The sequence below is a fragment of the Rhodococcus chondri genome (assembly GCF_036327435.1).
Classification (GTDB): domain Bacteria; phylum Actinomycetota; class Actinomycetes; order Mycobacteriales; family Mycobacteriaceae; genus Rhodococcus; species Rhodococcus chondri.
On the sequence record NZ_JAUZMZ010000120.1, the window covers coordinates 1 to 15,401 of the forward strand.

Here is a 15,401-nt window from a genome sequence, read left to right on the forward strand (position 1 = left end):
GGCACCGGTGCCGATCCGGCCGGGGGCCCGGCCTTCGCGGGGCGCGCCGAGCCGCTGCTGGGCACGCTCGGATCCGTTGCGGGCCTGGCGGGCATCTGGAACGGCGAGGCCGTGCCCGCGTCACGCACCACACCGTGGGCCCTCATCGGCACGGCGGTGCTGCTCCTCGTCGTCGCGTGCGGGTTGCCCGCGCTGTGGCGGCGCCGGCGCAACCCGGTACTCGTCGTGCTCGCGGCGCTCGCCGCGGTTGCGGTGCTCGGACCCACCTTGGCTGCGACGACCCCGGGGCTGCGCCTCGGCGAGTGGTCGATGGTGCACGTTCCCGGCACGGGTCTGCTGCGCGACACGCAGAAGTGGGTGGCGTGGGCGATGCCGCTGTACGCGGTGGCCGCGGCAGCGGGCGTCGCTGCGCTGCCGCGCCGATTCTCCGGTCCAGGCCTCCGTTCGGGGTCGTCGTCACTGTGCGCGACGGCGGTGGTGGCACTGGTGCTGCTGTCACTGCCCGATCTCGCGTGGGGCGTCGGCGGCAAGATCCGGCCCGTGCAGTACCCCGACGGCTGGCAGCAGGTCGCCGATGCCGTCACCGCGCGCGACGGGGGCGTCGCGGTGCTGCCGGAGGGGATGTTCCGTCGCTTCGATTTCGCGGGCCCGGCCGTCGTGCTCGATCCCGCTCCGCGGATGCTGCGCGCCGACGTGCTGCAGTCGGGCACCCTCGTCGTGGCCGGCGGCACCGTCGCCGGAGAGGGTTCGCGCGCATCCGACGTCGAACGACTGCTCACGGCCGGCGCGGACCCGTCCGAGCTTGCGGCCCGCGGTGTCGGATGGGTGCTCGTCGAACACGGCGCCGGCAGGTCCGTGGGCGACGCGCAGCGCACCCTCGACGCTCTCGACCCCGTGTACCGCGACGGCGACGTGAGCCTGTACCGGGTGGAGGGCGTGACGGGAACACCGTCGCCGCACCGCGCGCCGGCGATCGCTGCGCACCTGTTGTGGTTGCTGCTGCTAGCCGGCGGCGCGGCCGGCGGGCTCGCGCTGCGGTTCCGCGGCCCGCGGGTACAGGCCTGACACACACCGGCCGGCGGTGGTCGCGGTGAGGACGTCGAGCACCCCGTCCCCGGTCGCCGACCATGAGAACTCCCCCGCCCGGATCCGGGCCTTCCCGCCGAGCTGGCGGCGGCGATCGGCGTCGTCGAGCAGATCGGCGACCGCGTCGGTCAGGCCGGCCGGCGAATCCACCAGCAGCCCGGTCACGCCGTCGATGATCGAATCGGTCAGTCCCTTCGAACTGCGGTAACCGATGGTGGGCACCCCGTGCAGGGCCGCCTCGACCACGGCCAGACCCCACCCTTCCTTGCGGGACGGCATCACGTGCAGCCACGAACGGGACAGCAGTTCGTGCTTGCGGCGTTCGGGGACGTGGCCGTGGAACGTGACCGCGCCGCCGATACCCAGCTCGGCTGCGGCATTCCGCAGGTTCTGTTCCCACCAGCCGCCACCGATGACGTCCAGGTGCAGGTCCGGTATCCGCGTGCGGAGCGCCGCGACCGCGCCGAGCGCGTCCTCGATCTGCTTGTGCGGCACCAACCGGGAGAGCACGCACACGGTCGGGTGCGGGGTGCGGGTGTGGTCGCCGCCGGGCTCGACATCGCCGGGGATCGCGTCGGCGCCGTTGCGGACCACCGCGATGCGCTCGTGGTCCACACCGAGGGTGCCCAGTTCCTCGGCCGAGGGCAGCGACACCGTCAGGTACTGGTTGCGGCGGTGCACGCGCGGCGACAGAGTCGACTCGATCCACCATCCGAGCTTCGCCATCACCCGGCCGGCGACCGGCCACTGCTCGCGGTGACAGTGATGCACGAGCACGGTGACCGGCGCGCCCGCGACCAGTCGCGCGAAGAACGGGATCCCGTTCTGGGTGTCGATGACCGCGTCGGGTCGGATGCCTTTCAACGGGCCGAGTCCGAGTCGTCCGGCCGCGATCGCGGCGAGCGCCCGCGGGTAGACGGTGAGCCGGCCGCCGCCGCGGGTGACCTCGATGCCGTCGATGCGATCGCGCGCCGAAACACCGGGATACGACGCGGTACGCAGAGTGACCTTGATGCCACGCGCGGCGAGCTGGGCACCGACCTGCTCGAGATAGCGCTCGCTGCCGCCTCCCTGCGGGTGCCCGCTGTCGCGCCAGCAGAGCAGCAGAACCTCCCGCACGCGGTGACCCCCCATGTGGTTGCGCAGTCGTCCCGAACAGCCGAGCATGTTCCAGGACACGGTTTGTATCAGGGACACAGTAACGGGTGCCGACCGGTCAGTGACAGGTACACCCGCAGCGCAGCAACCGGCGGCCCGCGCGGCGCACTAAGGTGGTCCGACGTGCCTTCCGCGACCGCAACCACCGCCACCCGTGTGACCCGGCTCTTCGCGCGCCGCGCGACCCTGCGTCGCTCCGTCGATCTCCTCGGCAGTTTCCGGTTCGAGCAGAGTGCACCGGAGAAGTTCTACGGCGGCCTCGCGCGCGACACGGTCGAGCTGATCGGCGACCTGTACACCGGTCTGACCGGCGCGGATCTGAGCGGCACCACCGTCGTCGACGTCGGTGGCGGGCCGGGTTACTTCGCGGATGCCTTCGCCGAGGGCGGCGCGCGGTACGTGCCGATCGAACCCGATCCGTCGGAGATGCATGCGGCGGGTCTGCAGGTCGGAGGCGCGATCCGCGGGTCCGGTCTTGCACTGCCGCTGCGGACCGGTTCGGTGGACGTGTGTTTCTCCTCGAATGTCGCCGAGCACGTCGCGACGCCGTGGGTGATGGCCGACGAGATGCTGCGGGTCACCCGGCCGGGCGGACTGGTCGTGTTGTCGTACACGCTGTGGTGGGGTCCGTTCGGTGGACACGAAACCGGTCCGTGGCACGCGTTCGGCGGGGAGTTCGCGGCCCGTCGGTACGCCCGCAAGCACGGGAAGGATCCGAAGAACCGGTACGGGGTGTCGCTGTTCGAGGTGGGCTGCACCGACGGTCTCGCATGGGCGCGATCCACGGACGACGGGGAACTGCTCGCGGCGTTCCCCCGCTATCACCCGCGGTGGGCCTGGTGGCTCGTCAAGGTGCCGGCAGTACGCGAGTTCCTCGTCAGCAATCTGGTGCTGGTGCTGCGGCGGCGATGATCCCCTAGTGTCGGCGTCATGACCGCTCTGGCCCTCGACGTCGGCGGCACCAAGTTCGCCGCGGCAATCGTCGCCGACGACGACGGAACCCCGCTCGATCCGGTCTCGGTGCCCGTGCCCGCAGTGGGTGTGTGGGACGCGTGCGCCGCGCTGCTGCGTGAGGTGGCGGGCAGCGAATCGGTGACCGCGGTGGGGATCGCGTCGGCGGGGCCGGTCGACGCGCGCGCGGGCACGGTCGCTCCCATCAACATCGCCGAGTGGGCGTCGGGGTTCGCCCTGGCCGACGCCGTCCGCAACCTCTTTCCGGGGGCGCGGGTCGAGCTGGCGATGGACGGCGCCGCGGCCGCGCTGGCCGAGCAGCGGTTCGGGGCGGGACGATCGGTGGAGGACCTGCTGGGCGTCGTGGTCGGCACCGGGGTCGGCGGCGGACTGGTGCTCGGCGGCCGGATCGTGCGGGGGCGCACGGGTAACGCCGGCCATATCGGGCACATGGTGTCGGCGTACGGCACCGAGGTCTGCGCGTGCGGAGGCGCCGGATGCCTCGAAACCGTCGCGAGCGGGCCGGCCGCGGTGCGGTGGGCGCGCAAGCACGGATGGGACGGACCGGACGGTGCCGCGCTGGCGGCCGATGCGGAGGCGGGCAGCGGCGTCGCGGCCGCGGCACTCGAACGCGCCGGCACCGCGCTCGGTCAGGTCATCGCATCCGCGGCTGCCCTGACAGATGTCTCGTTTGCCGTGGTGGGCGGCGGATTCGCCCGGTCGGGGGCGTGGCTGTGGCGGCCGATGCTGGTGTCGGCGGCACGGCACGCACGGCTGTCGTTCGTGCGTGATCTGCGGATCGTGCCCGCCGAACTGGATGCACTGGGCACACTGACAGGTGCCGCGCAGCTCGCGGCAAGTCACGAGTAGGTAACCAAACCCGGTGCGGTCCGGGCCACTGCAATACCCTGGCCTGACCAGCGTGCCCCGGCGGACTGATCGGCGGTATCCGATGCGGATTGCTGAAGTTTTGCGGAACAAGGGTTCGACGGTGCAGACGGTGCCACCGGACACCACGATCAGCGAGCTGATCGGCGATTTCGCCCGCCACAACATCGGTGCGATGGTCGTCTGCGAGGACGATCGGCTGGTCGGCATCATCACCGAACGCGACGTGGTGCGACAGCTCCACGAGCGCGGGCCGTCGGTGCTCGTCGCGACGGCGAGCGACCTGATGACGACCGAGGTGGCGACGTGCCTGCCCACCGACACCGTCGACAGTCTCGCCGCGACCATGACCGAACGCCGGATCCGGCATCTTCCGGTCGTCGTCGACGGACGCCTGGTGGGCATCGTGAGTATCGGCGACGTGGTCAAGAGCCGGATCGACGAACTCCAGGACGAACGCGATCAGCTCGAGTCGTACATCCACCAGGGCTGAGCTCCCGGACCGCCTAGTCCGTGGTGGTCTCCGGGTCGGGAGTGTCCGGATCGCCGTTGTCCGGTGCGGGTCCGGCCGTGCCCGGGGTGGGCCGGTCGAGCACGCTCACGCTCATTCCGTACGGGAGGAACCGCACCGACCTTCCCGGATCGGTGTTGCCCTTGAGTGTGCGCAGCGCGTCGACCTCGGTGGCGTGCACCTGGTCGATCCGCGCGACACCGTCGTCGTCGAGGGTGTAGACCGCCCACACGCCGTCGCCCGCTTCTCCCGTGGTGCCGGGTGTCGGCGCGGTGTGGGGACGCGGCGGAGCGAGCGGTTGTTCGAGGAACGAGAAGATCCGATCCTTGATCTCGCGCAGTTCTTCACCGGCGTCACGCACGACCCGGTCGAAATCCTCGGGGTCGAACCCGAACGGATTGTTGTTGGCCATGGCAGATCTCCTGACGGTCGGCTCTCGAAAACGGTCGCCGACTCCAGTGTGGGCATCGAGACCGTCCCGCGCCACCGATCCCGGCGAACCCTTCCGAAAACCTGGAACGTGTTCTAGTCTTTTGGCGTCACACTCGACCGGCTGCACGTAAGGAGGCGGGGTGAGAATCGACCCGGACGACTCCGCCCACCACGGAGAGGTCGCACGACCCCACGACTCCCGCCGGGATCCGGCCCGGCTACGCGCCGACCTGCAACGCTGGCTCGCCCGGCACGTCACCGACCCCACCGTCGACGACGTACGCATCCCCGACGGCACCGGCATGTCCAGCGAAACCCTGCTCTTCGACGCCACCTGGGACGGTCGCGCCCACGCCTTGGTGGCACGGGTCGCGCCGCCCGAGACATCGGTGCCCGTCTTCCCCCGCTACGACCTCGGCGCCCAGGCCCGGGTGATGCGCGCGGTCGCCGCGCACACCGATCTTCCGGTGCCCCACGTGCACTGGTCCGAGCCCGACCCCGGTCCACTGGGAGCACCGTTCTTCGTGATGACCCGCGTCGACGGCCGTGTACCACCAGATGTCATGCCCTACAACTTCGGCTCCTGGGTCACCGAGGCCGAACCCGCGCAACGCGCCACGATGCAGGACGCGGTCGTCGACGTCATCGCCCGGATCCACACCGTCGGTCCCGCCTGTCTCGGTGCGGCGCCCACCGGAGTCGGCGCCACGACGGCCGGCGCAACCCGCACCGCGCAGGAGGCCGTGCGCGCACATCTCGACGGGCAACGCGCCTATTACGAGTGGACCACCCGCACCGGCCCGCGCTCGCCGCTGATCGAGCGAGCCTTCACATGGCTCGACGAGCACGTACCCGACGACCGCACCCCCGCGGTGCTGTGCTGGGGCGACGCTCGCATCGGCAACATCGTCTTCGACGACTTCCGGCCCGTCGCGGTACTCGACTGGGAACTCGCCACGGTGGGCGCCCGCGAGATGGACCTTGCGTGGATGACCTTCCTGCACAGGTTCTTCGAAGATATCGCCACCGCCGCCGGCCTCCCGGGGCTCCCGGATTTCCTGCGCCGCGACGACATCGCCCGCGCCTACACCGCACGCACCGGCCACACTCCGCAGCACCTCGACTTCTACACCTGTTATGCCGCGCTCCAGCACGCGATCATCATGCTGCGCATCACCACTCGTGCCGTGCACTTCGGGCAGGCCGAACAGCCCGATGACGTCGACGAGATGATCCTGCACCGTGCAAGTCTCGAAGCAATGCTCGCCGGTACCTACTGGGAGGCGCTGCGATGACGTCTCTTTCACCGCTCGACGACTACCCGGTGCACCAGACCGCCGAGCCCATCCGGCGGGTCGCGACCTCCGACCGCAACTTCTACGACCGCTACTATTTCAACTGCTATCCGGCCGACACCACCGACCTGTTCCTCGTCGTCGGTCTGGGCCAGTACCCCAATCTCGGTGTCACCGACGGATTTGCGGTGCTGCGCCACGGAGACGACCACCTCGTGGTCCGTGCGTCCAAAGCCCTCGGCACGGACCGCACCGACACGCGGATCGGCCCACTGCGCATCGAGATCCTCGAGGGACTGCAGCGACTGCGCGTCGTCCTCGAACCCGGCCATCCCGACACCACCGACCTGTCCTTCGATCTCACCTTCGACGGCGACATTCCCGCAACCGAGGAGAGTCCGCAGCGGCTGCGTCAGCTCGAGCGCATCGTCATGGACACGTCGCGCTTCGTGCAGACCGGACACTGGTCGGGGACGCTGACCGTCGACGGGCACACCCGGCGGGTGGATCCCGCGACCTGGCGTGGGAACCGCGACCGCTCGTGGGGCGTACGCCCCGTCGGCGAACCCGAACCCGCCGGACGCAGAAGCGCCGACGGCACACCCGGATTCTTCTGGATCTATTCGGTGATGCAGTTCGGCAACGACACGGTCGTCGTCATCGTCCAAGAGGACGACACCGGACGGCGCCTGCTGGAAGAAGCGATCCGGATCCGCCCCGGCGAAGCACCCGAATGGCTGGGGCGGCCCGAACACCGGCTGCAGTTCGCCCCGGGCACCCGCACCGTCACCGGCGCCGCCCTGACCTTCCACCGGCCCGGACGCGACACTCTCACCGTCGAATGCGAACTGCGGGTACCGAACCTGCTGGCGATCGGCACCGGATACGGCCTCGAACCCGACTGGCGACACGGCATGTGGCAGGGCGAGCTCGTCGTGCAGTCGCTGCGCCGCGACGCCCGCGAGATCGATCCCGGCCTGCTGCTGTTCTGCCCCACCGACCATCTCACGCGATTCCGTGTCGCCGGGACGGACACCGTGGGCACCGGCCTGTTCGAGGTCGCGGTGATCGGCCCGCACCGGCAGTACGGCTTTACCGGATTCGTCGACACCCACACGGCACCGGACACGGCAGACACCGTCTCGGCAACATCGAAAAATGAGTAACCCGGCAATTGGTGAGGAAGCGAGAACATGACCGACTACGACAAGTTGTTCATCGGCGGCCGATGGGTGGCACCGTCCACCGACGAGAGACTCGAGGTGTTCTCCCCCGCCACGGAAGAACGCGTCGGGTGGGTGCCTGTCGCGGGACCGCAGGACATCGACGCCGCGGTCGCGGCCGCGCGCAGCGCATTCGACGACGGACCGTGGTCGCGCACGTCCCCCGCCGACCGCGCCCAGGTACTCGCCAAAGCCGCGAAGCTGCTCGAGGAACGCGCCGAGGACATCGCCGCGGTGGTATCGGCCGAGATGGGGCAGCCCGCCGCATCGGTCCAGATGATGCAGATGACACCCTCCCTCGCGACACTGAATTTCTATGCCGGACTGGCTGATTCGTTCAAGTGGACGGACGAGCGCAGCGGCTCGTTCGGGCGCACCCGGGTCAGCCGCGAACCGGTCGGTGTCGTCGGTGCGGTCATCGCCTGGAACGTGCCGCTGTTCCTGTGCGCCAACAAACTCGGCCCGGCACTGCTCGCGGGCTGCACCGTCGTCCTCAAGCCCGCGCCCGAAACACCGCTCGCCGTCAACGTCATCGCGGAGATCTTCGCCGAGGCGGGTCTGCCCGAGGGCGTGCTGTCGGTGGTGCCCGGCGGCGCCGAGACCGGCGAATACCTTGTGTCGCACCCGGATATCGACAAGATCACCTTCACCGGTTCCACCGCCGTCGGCAAGCACATCGGCGAGATCGCCGCGCGCAACCTCAAGCGCTGCTCACTCGAACTCGGCGGCAAGTCCGCGGCCATCGTCCTCGAGGACGCCGACCTCGACTCGACGATCGCGATGCTCGTGATGTCGGGACTGATGAACACCGGCCAGGCGTGTGTCGGCCAGACCCGCATCCTGGCACCACGGTCGCGGTACGACGAGGTGGTCGAGAAGATCGTCGCGACCGCGGCCTTCTTCCCCGTCGGCCCCCCGTCGGACGCGAATGCCCAACTCGGCCCGCTGGTTTCGGCGAAGCAACGCGAACGGGTCGAAGGGTACATCGCCAAGGGCAAGGAGGAAGGCGCCCGCCTGGTGCTCGGCGGTGGCCGGCCCGAAGGACTGGACAAGGGCTATTTCGTCGAACCCACCGTGTTCGCCGACGTCGACAACTCCATGACCATCGCCCGGGAGGAGATCTTCGGCCCCGTGCTGTGCGTGCTGCCGTACGACAGCGTCGACGAGGCGGTGAAGATCGCCAACGACTCCGATTACGGACTCGCCGGGTCGGTGTATACCACCGACGTCGAGAAGGGTCTCGACGTTGCGTCGCGGGTCCGCACCGGCACGTACGGAATCAACTGGTACGCCTTCGATCCGGGCTCACCGTTCGGCGGTTACAAGAATTCGGGCATCGGGCGCGAGAACGGTCCCGAGGGGCTCGAGGCCTTCTGCGAAACCAAGTCGGTGCTCTACCCGCCCGGCTACCAGGACTGACAACCGCAGAACACGAAGGTCACATTCGTCCGGTCGGACCGGCCGAATGTGACCTTCGAGTGTCGACGCGGGACGCATTCCCGCGGAACGACGATCAGATGTACATCGCAGGATCGATATAACTCGTCGGATCCACGAGCGGCTCGTGCTGTTTCCGCAACCGGATGGTCGCGGGGATTCCCGTCGCGATCGAATCGGGCGGAACATCACGGGTGACGACCGCGTTCGCGCCGACGGCGCTGTCGTCACCGACGACCACCGGTCCGAGGATCTTCGCGCCGGCACCGACCGTGACCCGGTTTCCGAGCGTCGGGTGCCGCTTCTCCTTCGCGAGCGACCGGCCGCCGAGCGTCACTCCGTGATAGAGCATGACGTCGTCGCCGACCTCCGCCGTCTCACCGATCACGACACCCATGCCGTGATCGATGAAGAAGCGGCGGCCGATGGTCGCGCCCGGATGGATCTCGATGCCGGTAAGGAATCGCGTGAACTGCGACAGAATCCGCGCGGGTCCGCGCAGCGCGGGCACCGCCCACATCCGGTGCGCGACGCGGTGCGCCCAGATCGCATGCAGCCCGGAATACACGATCGCGTTCTCCACGTCGCTGCGCGCGGCAGGGTCGTGTCCGCGCGCAGCCTGTAGATCCTCTCGGACAGTACGCAGGAAACTCACCACGAAGTCAGTCCCGGATGTGCTCGAACAGCGGGGTGGAGATGTAGCGCTCGCCGAAGTCCGGCACCACCACGACGATCAGCTTGCCGGCGTTCTCTTCACGCTTCGCGATTTCGAGTGCGGCCCACACATTCGCACCGGCCGAAATGCCACCGAGGATTCCCTCGTCGGTGCCGAGACGACGCGCGACGTCGATCGCGTCGTCGAGCTTGACGTCGATGATCTCGTCGTAGATCTCGCGGTCGAGCACCTCGGGCACGAAGTTCGCGCCGAGACCCTGAATCTTGTGCGGGCCGGGGGCACCACCGGTGAGGATCGGAGAATCTGCGGGCTCGACGCCGACGATCTGCACGCCGGGCTTGCGGGCCTTGAGATTCCGGCCGACACCGGTGATGGTGCCGCCCGTGCCGATGCCGGCGACGAAGATGTCGATCTCGCCGGCGGTGTCGTTCCAGACTTCTTCGCCGGTGGTGCGCTCGTGGATCTCCGGGTTCGCGGGATTACCGAATTGGCGCGCGAGCACCGCGTTCTCGGTCTTCGCCACGATCTCTTCGGCCTTGTCGACCGCGCCCTTCATGCCCGCGGCTCCGGGGGTGAGCACGATTTCGGCACCGTAGGCGCGGAGCATGACGCGACGCTCGGTCGACATCGTCTCGGGCATCGTGAGGATGACCTTGTAGCCGCGCGCAGCGCCGACCATCGCGAGCGCGATACCGGTGTTGCCCGACGTGCCCTCGACGATCGTGCCGCCGGGCTTCAGCTCACCGGACTTCTCCGCGGCATCGATGATCGCCACGCCGATGCGGTCCTTGACACTGTTGGCCGGGTTGTAGAACTCGAGCTTCGCGGCGACGGTGGCGCCGGCGCCCTCGGTCAGCCGGTTGAGCTTGACGAGCGGGGTGCGGCCCACCAACTCGGTGACATTGTTGTAAATCGCGCTCATAGCGGATCCTCCTCCCGGCCGCAGAACGACCGGCTCTGGTTTCGATGCACCTATTGCATCACTAGTGCCGAGATCCGGCTCACGGGGGGAGCCGGAAGCACGGTCCTGTCGGGTTCGTTCAATACAGGCACGGCCGCTAGGTTCAACACTGGCCACCATGACGAATTCCGTGAATCCGATTCCGGACGGCTACACCACGGTGACCCCGTTCCTCGTGGTCGACGGCGGAGCCCAGGCCATCGACTTCTACCGCGACGCATTCGGCGCGACTCTCGTCGACCGGACGGACGGTCCCGACGGGTCCGTGGCGCACGCCGAACTCGACTTCGGCAACGGACGCGTGCAGCTGAGCGACCCGCATCCCACGATGGGACTGCACGCGCCCGACGGCACGACCGACGTCAACCACTCGTACGTCCTGTACTGCGCCGATGTCGACGCCACCTTCACACGCGCGATCGCACTCGGCGCCCGCGCGTTCGAGGAGCCGTCGACGTTCGTGACCGGCGACCGGTTCGCGTCGCTCCTCGACCCGTTCGGGCACCGATGGGCGATCATGACGCGGGTCGAAGACGTTTCTCCGGCAGATGCGAAGCGCCGGCTCGACGAGTGGGTTGCCACGCAGAACGCTCGGGCTGTGTCCGAATACTGAGGTGCCCGAATACGGCGATACCGCCTCCCCATGGAACCGGGAGGCGGTATCGCTGTGAATCCTGGGGCAGTCTCAGCCCAGGCGCTGCTTCAGAGCCTCGAACTCGTCGCGGATGCCCGACGGAACCTTCTCGCCGAGGAACTCGAACCACTCCTCGATGAGCGGCAGCTCCTGCTTCCACTCCTCCGGGTCGACGGCCAGCGCCTCGTCGACGTCCGCGCGGTCGACGTCGAGTCCCTCGAGGGTCAGGTCGTCGGCGGTCGGGACGAAACCGATCGGCGTGGACTGCGCGCCGGCCTTGTGCTCGATGCGATCGACGATCCACTTGAGCACGCGGGAGTTCTCGCCGAACCCGGGCCACAGGAATCGGCCGTCTTCACCACGACGGAACCAGTTGACGTAGAAGATCTTCGGCAGCTGGTTCTGGTCGGCGTTCTTGCCGAGGTTGATCCAGTGGTTGAGGTAGTCGCCGGCGCTGTAACCGATGAACGGCAGCATCGCCATCGGGTCGCGGCGGACGGTACCGACCTTGCCCTCGGCAGCGGCGGTCTGCTCCGACGACAGGGTCGCGCCGAGGAAGGTGCCGTGCTGCCAGTCGAAGGACTCGCTGACGAGCGGAACCGTCGTCTTGCGACGGCCACCGAACAGGATGGCCGAGATCGGCACGCCCTGCGGGTCGTCCCACTCGGGAGCCAGGATCGGGCACTGCGACATCGGGGTGCAGTAGCGCGAGTTCGGGTGCGCGGCCTTGTTGTCGGACTCGGGGGTCCAGTCGTTGCCGAGCCAGTCGGTCAGATGCGCGGGGGTCTCGCCGCCGATGCCCTCCCACCACACGTCGCCGTCGTCGGTCTTGGCGACGTTGGTGTAGATGGTGTTGCCGGCCTCGATGGTCGCCATCGCGTTCGGGTTGGAATCGGCGCTGGTGCCGGGCGCGACACCGAAGAACCCGAACTCCGGGTTCACGGCGTACAGGCGGCCGTCCTCACCGAAGCGCATCCAGGCGATGTCGTCGCCGAGGGTCTCGGCGCGCCAGCCCGGAATGGTCGGCTGGATCATCGCGAGGTTGGTCTTGCCGCATGCCGACGGGAACGCCGCGGCAATGTAGTAGGCCTTCTCCTCGGGCGAGATCAGCTTGAGGATGAGCATGTGCTCGGCCAGCCAGCCCTCGTCGTGGGCCATTGCCGACGCGATGCGCAGCGAGTAGCACTTCTTGCCGAGCAGGGCGTTGCCGCCGTAGCCGGAGCCGTAGCTCCAGATCTCACGGGTCTCGGGGAAGTGGGTGATGTACTTGGTGTCGTTGCACGGCCACGGCACATCCTGCTGTCCGGCCTCGAGGGGCGCACCCACGGAGTGCAGCGCCTTGACGAACGGGCGGTCGGTGCCCATCTTCTCGAGGGCGGCGGCACCCATGCGGGTCATGATGCGCATGGAGACGACCACGTACTCGGAGTCGGTGATCTCGACTCCCAGCTTCGGGTCGTCGGCGCCGAGGGGACCCATGCAGAACGGCACGACGAACAGCGTGCGACCGCGCATGCAACCGCGGTACAGCTCGGTCATCGTGGCCCGCATCTCGGACGGATCCATCCAGTTGTTGGTGGGGCCCGCGTCGATTTCCTTCTCCGTGCAGATGTAGGTGCGCGACTCGACACGCGCGACATCGGAGGGATCGGAGCTCGCGAGGAAGGAATTCGGCTTCTTCTCGTCGTTCAGACGGGTGAAGGTTCCGGCCTCCACCAACTGAGCGGTCAGACGGTCCCATTCCTCATCGGATCCGTCGGCCCACACGACGCGATCGGGCTGGGTGAGCTCGGCAATCTCTTGAACCCACGCAAGCAGCTCGGCATGCTGAGTGGGGAGCTTGTCGTCGGTACCGTTCAAACCGGGAATGGTCGCTGAGGTCATCAAACTTCTCCTGGGGTGTGCCCGGAACCGGATCCCTCCCCCGGCCTGCACACGAACACAGGCACAGCGGCAGACCCGGGCTTTCCCCTCTCGGCAGGGGTACCACCCGCTTCGTCCGTGGCCGAACGGAAGACGCGGGCGCCGGAAGTCCTATTCATAGAGGTTAACGCTGGACGTCGTCACGGGAACACTCGGCCCCGGTCGGAAATGTCACAGAAACGATTCAGAATCGCGGAGAATACTCTCACCTACCCCCCTTGTACAGGCGATACGCGTCACTTCGGCGTTTCGCCATGATTTATGTCATCCCCAGCGTACCTTCGTCGATTCGGGTCCACTGCGGCGTTCCGTCACCGTCGCGGCGGAACTCCCACACACCGTATTCCCCGTCGTCCGCGACGACCGACATGCGGTCGGTGTATCCGTCCAGGTCGGTGTCCGTCGCCACGACCAGGGCCCCGATGTCCGGCCCGCCGATGTCCGGGGCGGCCGGCACCTCGGTGTCGAACACGACGGTCTCGCGCACGCCGTCGCCGTCGAGATCCGCGGTGGGGTCCGTACCGTCGGCCCACGCCGCGGCGGACACCGGATCGAAAGCCGCGTCCATCCCCTCCGGTTCACACATCCGGTCCGTACCGAGAAATGCCTCGGCCATCTGTCCCCCGCCCGTAGTCGTCCGGTGTCCTGCGCCTATCCCGTTGGACGTGAGACCCGCCCGGACGGTTCCCCCGACGGCTCCAGCGCCGCAAGATCACGTTCACACGCCGCGAGACGGGCATTGCGTTCACCGAGCCGCTGCCGGATCCGGGAATCGATCTCCGCGACACGCTCCCGCAGTTCCGCCATGCGCGTCTCGTCCACCGCGGCGGACGTCGAACCCAGACGCGCTTCCGCGTCGAACACCTGGGTGCGCACCCATCCCTCCAGGTCGGCGCGCACTTCGGCGAGCTCCTCGGAAACCCAGCGATGCATCCGATCGCGCTGGGCGAGCCGGCGGCGCAACCGCATCAGCCACCACCCGACCGCAATGCCGCATGCGATCGTGACAGGCACCGACACCGCCTCCACGACGCCGACCTCGGCGAAGGGCGCCGTCAGCAGACGTCCGAGCCCCATCCCGGCCGACGCGCCCAGCACGATCGCGAGACGGTCTTCGAGCGAACGGGCAGGGCGTGGTGGCTCACGCAGCGGAACCGGCTCCGGGGGACCGGTCACCGTGATGCCCAGCAGGGCGGCGGCCTGCGCGGTGACCCGGCCGCGCAGCTCCCGCACGTGCCCATCGAGCACCGAGGCCACCTCCCGTGCGTCGGAGGTGCCGTCGTCGAGCACATCCCGGATCGCCCCGGACGCCGCGCGCACCCCGGCGGCGACGCTCTGCAGCAGCTCGGCGCGGACCCGCTGGACGTCCCGGCGCGGAGCACCGGTGTCGCGGACGACGGGCCTTGCGGCCAGCCGGGCTCGTTCCGCACGCAGCGGCTCGGTGGTGTCCTCGGCGCGCAACGCGGCGATCTCGTCGGTGATCATGCGGCGGGTCCGGGTGACGACCGCTGCCCGGAACGCCGGGCCGTGCGCGCCGGTGACCACCGTCGCCAGGACATCGCGCAACTCGACGATCCCGGATTCGAGGAGCAGCACCCTCCCGGTGTCACCGCCGAGCGTGCGGGCCCGCGCCGCGGCCTCCGCCGAGACCGGCAGCACGATGACCCGGCCGAGCCAGGGCGCGTGCCGGTGCAGCAACTCGACGTCCCGGTCGCGCACGGTCCGCCAATCGGGGTACCGGTCCGTCCCGGTCAGGGCGCACACCACCTCGGCCGCATCGCGGTCGGCTTCGTCGAGGACGCCCAGCTCGGTGCGGCCGATCACCGCAGAGGCGTCGAACACCATGAGGACCACCGCGGCCGGGCCGTCGTACCCGCACTCGATTCCGCCGAGGGCGCCGAGCTGCTCGATCAGCCTGCCGCGTCCGGAGCCCGTCACTCCCGCGACCCGCACCGCGGATCCGGCCGGTTCGTGAAGCCGCATCCATCCGTGCGGATTCCAGCGGCGCAGGACGTCGTCGGCACCGGTCATTGCGCGGCCACCGCGTCGAGGACTGCCTCGATCGCGTCGCGGGCCGCGGGACACGCGGCGGTTCCGGCGGCCAGGCGCGCGAGCTCCCGGTCGCGGTGGAGATGCGCACCGCTCAATCGTTCGGCGACGGCATCGGGCCATCCGGGGTCGTCGGCGGCGAACACCGGCACGAGCAGCTCTGCCGCGAGAGCGACC

15 protein-coding genes and 1 pseudogene are annotated in these 15,401 nt (G+C 69.0%); 8 read left to right on the top strand and 8 right to left on the bottom strand.

What is annotated here, in order from left to right:
* Positions 1-1,065 (top strand): annotated as a pseudogene (locus Q8814_RS18555) (hypothetical protein); the annotation flags it as partial.
* On the opposite strand, the gene Q8814_RS18560 reads toward Q8814_RS18555, so the two are convergent.
* A complete protein-coding gene (locus Q8814_RS18560) occupies positions 1,003-2,205 on the bottom strand; it encodes a glycosyltransferase family 4 protein (protein WP_330153476.1) in 1,203 nt (400 codons plus the stop codon). The pseudogene Q8814_RS18555 and the gene Q8814_RS18560 overlap by 63 nt on opposite strands.
* A gap of 195 nt (positions 2,206-2,400) precedes the next feature.
* Here Q8814_RS18560 and Q8814_RS18565 point away from each other — a divergent pair, with 195 nt between their 5' ends.
* The 3 genes from Q8814_RS18565 (at position 2,401) to Q8814_RS18575 (ending at position 4,576) form a co-directional block, all read left to right on the top strand.
* Positions 2,401-3,156: a class I SAM-dependent methyltransferase gene (locus tag Q8814_RS18565; RefSeq protein WP_330153477.1), complete on the top strand. Its 756-nt coding sequence runs from the start codon at positions 2,401-2,403 to the stop codon at positions 3,154-3,156.
* Positions 3,157-3,174: 18 nt separating this feature from the next.
* The gene (locus Q8814_RS18570; RefSeq protein ID WP_330153463.1) at positions 3,175-4,065 is read left to right on the top strand and encodes an ROK family protein; all 891 of its coding nucleotides are present in this window, start codon (positions 3,175-3,177) and stop codon (positions 4,063-4,065) included.
* An 82-nt stretch (positions 4,066-4,147) separates the two neighbouring features.
* The gene (locus Q8814_RS18575) at positions 4,148-4,576 is read left to right on the top strand and encodes a CBS domain-containing protein (protein ID WP_330153464.1); all 429 of its coding nucleotides are present in this window, start codon (positions 4,148-4,150) and stop codon (positions 4,574-4,576) included.
* Positions 4,577-4,589: 13 nt separating this feature from the next.
* On the opposite strand, the gene Q8814_RS18580 is transcribed toward Q8814_RS18575, so the two are convergent.
* The gene (locus Q8814_RS18580; RefSeq protein WP_330153465.1) at positions 4,590-5,006 is read right to left on the bottom strand and encodes a hypothetical protein; all 417 of its coding nucleotides are present in this window, start codon (positions 5,004-5,006) and stop codon (positions 4,590-4,592) included.
* A gap of 160 nt (positions 5,007-5,166) precedes the next feature.
* Here Q8814_RS18580 and Q8814_RS18585 point away from each other — a divergent pair, with 160 nt between their 5' ends.
* Genes Q8814_RS18585 through Q8814_RS18595 form a run of 3 tightly spaced genes read left to right on the top strand, consistent with a single transcriptional unit; the run spans position 5,167 to position 8,963 of the window.
* Positions 5,167-6,321, top strand: coding sequence for a phosphotransferase family protein (locus Q8814_RS18585; RefSeq protein ID WP_330153466.1), 1,155 nt, complete (start codon positions 5,167-5,169; stop codon positions 6,319-6,321).
* On the top strand, positions 6,318-7,487 hold the full coding sequence (locus Q8814_RS18590; protein ID WP_330153467.1) for a hypothetical protein: 1,170 nt from the start codon (positions 6,318-6,320) through the stop codon (positions 7,485-7,487). Before Q8814_RS18585 ends, Q8814_RS18590 begins: the two co-directional genes overlap by 4 nt.
* 27 nt (positions 7,488-7,514) lie before the next feature.
* Complete coding sequence (locus Q8814_RS18595) at positions 7,515-8,963, top strand: aldehyde dehydrogenase (RefSeq protein WP_330153468.1); 1,449 nt, start codon at positions 7,515-7,517, stop codon at positions 8,961-8,963.
* 94 nt (positions 8,964-9,057) lie between these two features.
* Here the strand turns inward: Q8814_RS18595 and epsC are convergent, their stop codons facing one another.
* Positions 9,058-9,636, bottom strand: coding sequence for a serine O-acetyltransferase EpsC (epsC, locus tag Q8814_RS18600; RefSeq protein ID WP_330153469.1), 579 nt, complete (start codon positions 9,634-9,636; stop codon positions 9,058-9,060).
* A 7-nt stretch (positions 9,637-9,643) separates the two neighbouring features.
* Positions 9,644-10,579: a cysteine synthase A gene (cysK, locus tag Q8814_RS18605; protein ID WP_330153470.1), complete on the bottom strand. Its 936-nt coding sequence runs from the start codon at positions 10,577-10,579 to the stop codon at positions 9,644-9,646.
* A 157-nt stretch (positions 10,580-10,736) separates the two neighbouring features.
* On the opposite strand from cysK, the gene Q8814_RS18610 reads away from it, so the two are divergent.
* Positions 10,737-11,231 carry a VOC family protein gene (locus tag Q8814_RS18610; RefSeq protein ID WP_330153471.1) on the top strand — a complete coding sequence of 165 codons (495 nt, stop codon included), beginning with the start codon at positions 10,737-10,739 and terminating at the stop codon, positions 11,229-11,231.
* Positions 11,232-11,303: 72 nt separating this feature from the next.
* Here the strand turns inward: Q8814_RS18610 and Q8814_RS18615 are convergent, their stop codons facing one another.
* From Q8814_RS18615 to Q8814_RS18630, 4 genes are all read right to left on the bottom strand, one after another.
* Positions 11,304-13,136: a phosphoenolpyruvate carboxykinase (GTP) gene (locus Q8814_RS18615; protein ID WP_330153472.1), complete on the bottom strand. Its 1,833-nt coding sequence runs from the start codon at positions 13,134-13,136 to the stop codon at positions 11,304-11,306.
* A gap of 298 nt (positions 13,137-13,434) precedes the next feature.
* Entirely contained in the window at positions 13,435-13,791 is a 357-nt protein-coding gene (locus Q8814_RS18620; protein ID WP_330153473.1) for a DUF6802 family protein, read from the bottom strand.
* 35 nt (positions 13,792-13,826) lie between these two features.
* Entirely contained in the window at positions 13,827-15,206 is a 1,380-nt protein-coding gene (locus tag Q8814_RS18625; RefSeq protein WP_330153474.1) for a serine/threonine-protein kinase, read from the bottom strand.
* Positions 15,203-15,401: hypothetical protein (locus Q8814_RS18630; protein WP_330153475.1), on the bottom strand; the 199-nt coding region annotated here is incomplete at its 5' end. The genes Q8814_RS18630 and Q8814_RS18625, both read right to left, overlap by 4 nt.

Excerpts from the sequence above, each read along its gene's own strand:
- Q8814_RS18570 (WP_330153463.1), top strand. The coding sequence starts at position 3,175 with ATGACCGCTCTGGCCCTCGACGTCGGCGGCACCAAGTTCGCCGCGGCA.
- Q8814_RS18575 (WP_330153464.1), top strand. The coding sequence starts at position 4,148 with ATGCGGATTGCTGAAGTTTTGCGGAACAAGGGTTCGACGGTGCAGACG.
- Q8814_RS18580 (WP_330153465.1), bottom strand. The coding sequence starts at position 5,006 with ATGGCCAACAACAATCCGTTCGGGTTCGACCCCGAGGATTTCGACCGG.
- Q8814_RS18590 (WP_330153467.1), top strand. The coding sequence starts at position 6,318 with ATGACGTCTCTTTCACCGCTCGACGACTACCCGGTGCACCAGACCGCC.
- Q8814_RS18595 (WP_330153468.1), top strand. The coding sequence starts at position 7,515 with ATGACCGACTACGACAAGTTGTTCATCGGCGGCCGATGGGTGGCACCG.
- cysK (WP_330153470.1), bottom strand. The coding sequence starts at position 10,579 with ATGAGCGCGATTTACAACAATGTCACCGAGTTGGTGGGCCGCACCCCG.
- Q8814_RS18610 (WP_330153471.1), top strand. The coding sequence starts at position 10,737 with ATGACGAATTCCGTGAATCCGATTCCGGACGGCTACACCACGGTGACC.
- Q8814_RS18615 (WP_330153472.1), bottom strand. The coding sequence starts at position 13,136 with ATGACCTCAGCGACCATTCCCGGTTTGAACGGTACCGACGACAAGCTC.
- Q8814_RS18620 (WP_330153473.1), bottom strand. The coding sequence starts at position 13,791 with ATGGCCGAGGCATTTCTCGGTACGGACCGGATGTGTGAACCGGAGGGG.
- Q8814_RS18625 (WP_330153474.1), bottom strand. The coding sequence starts at position 15,206 with ATGACCGGTGCCGACGACGTCCTGCGCCGCTGGAATCCGCACGGATGG.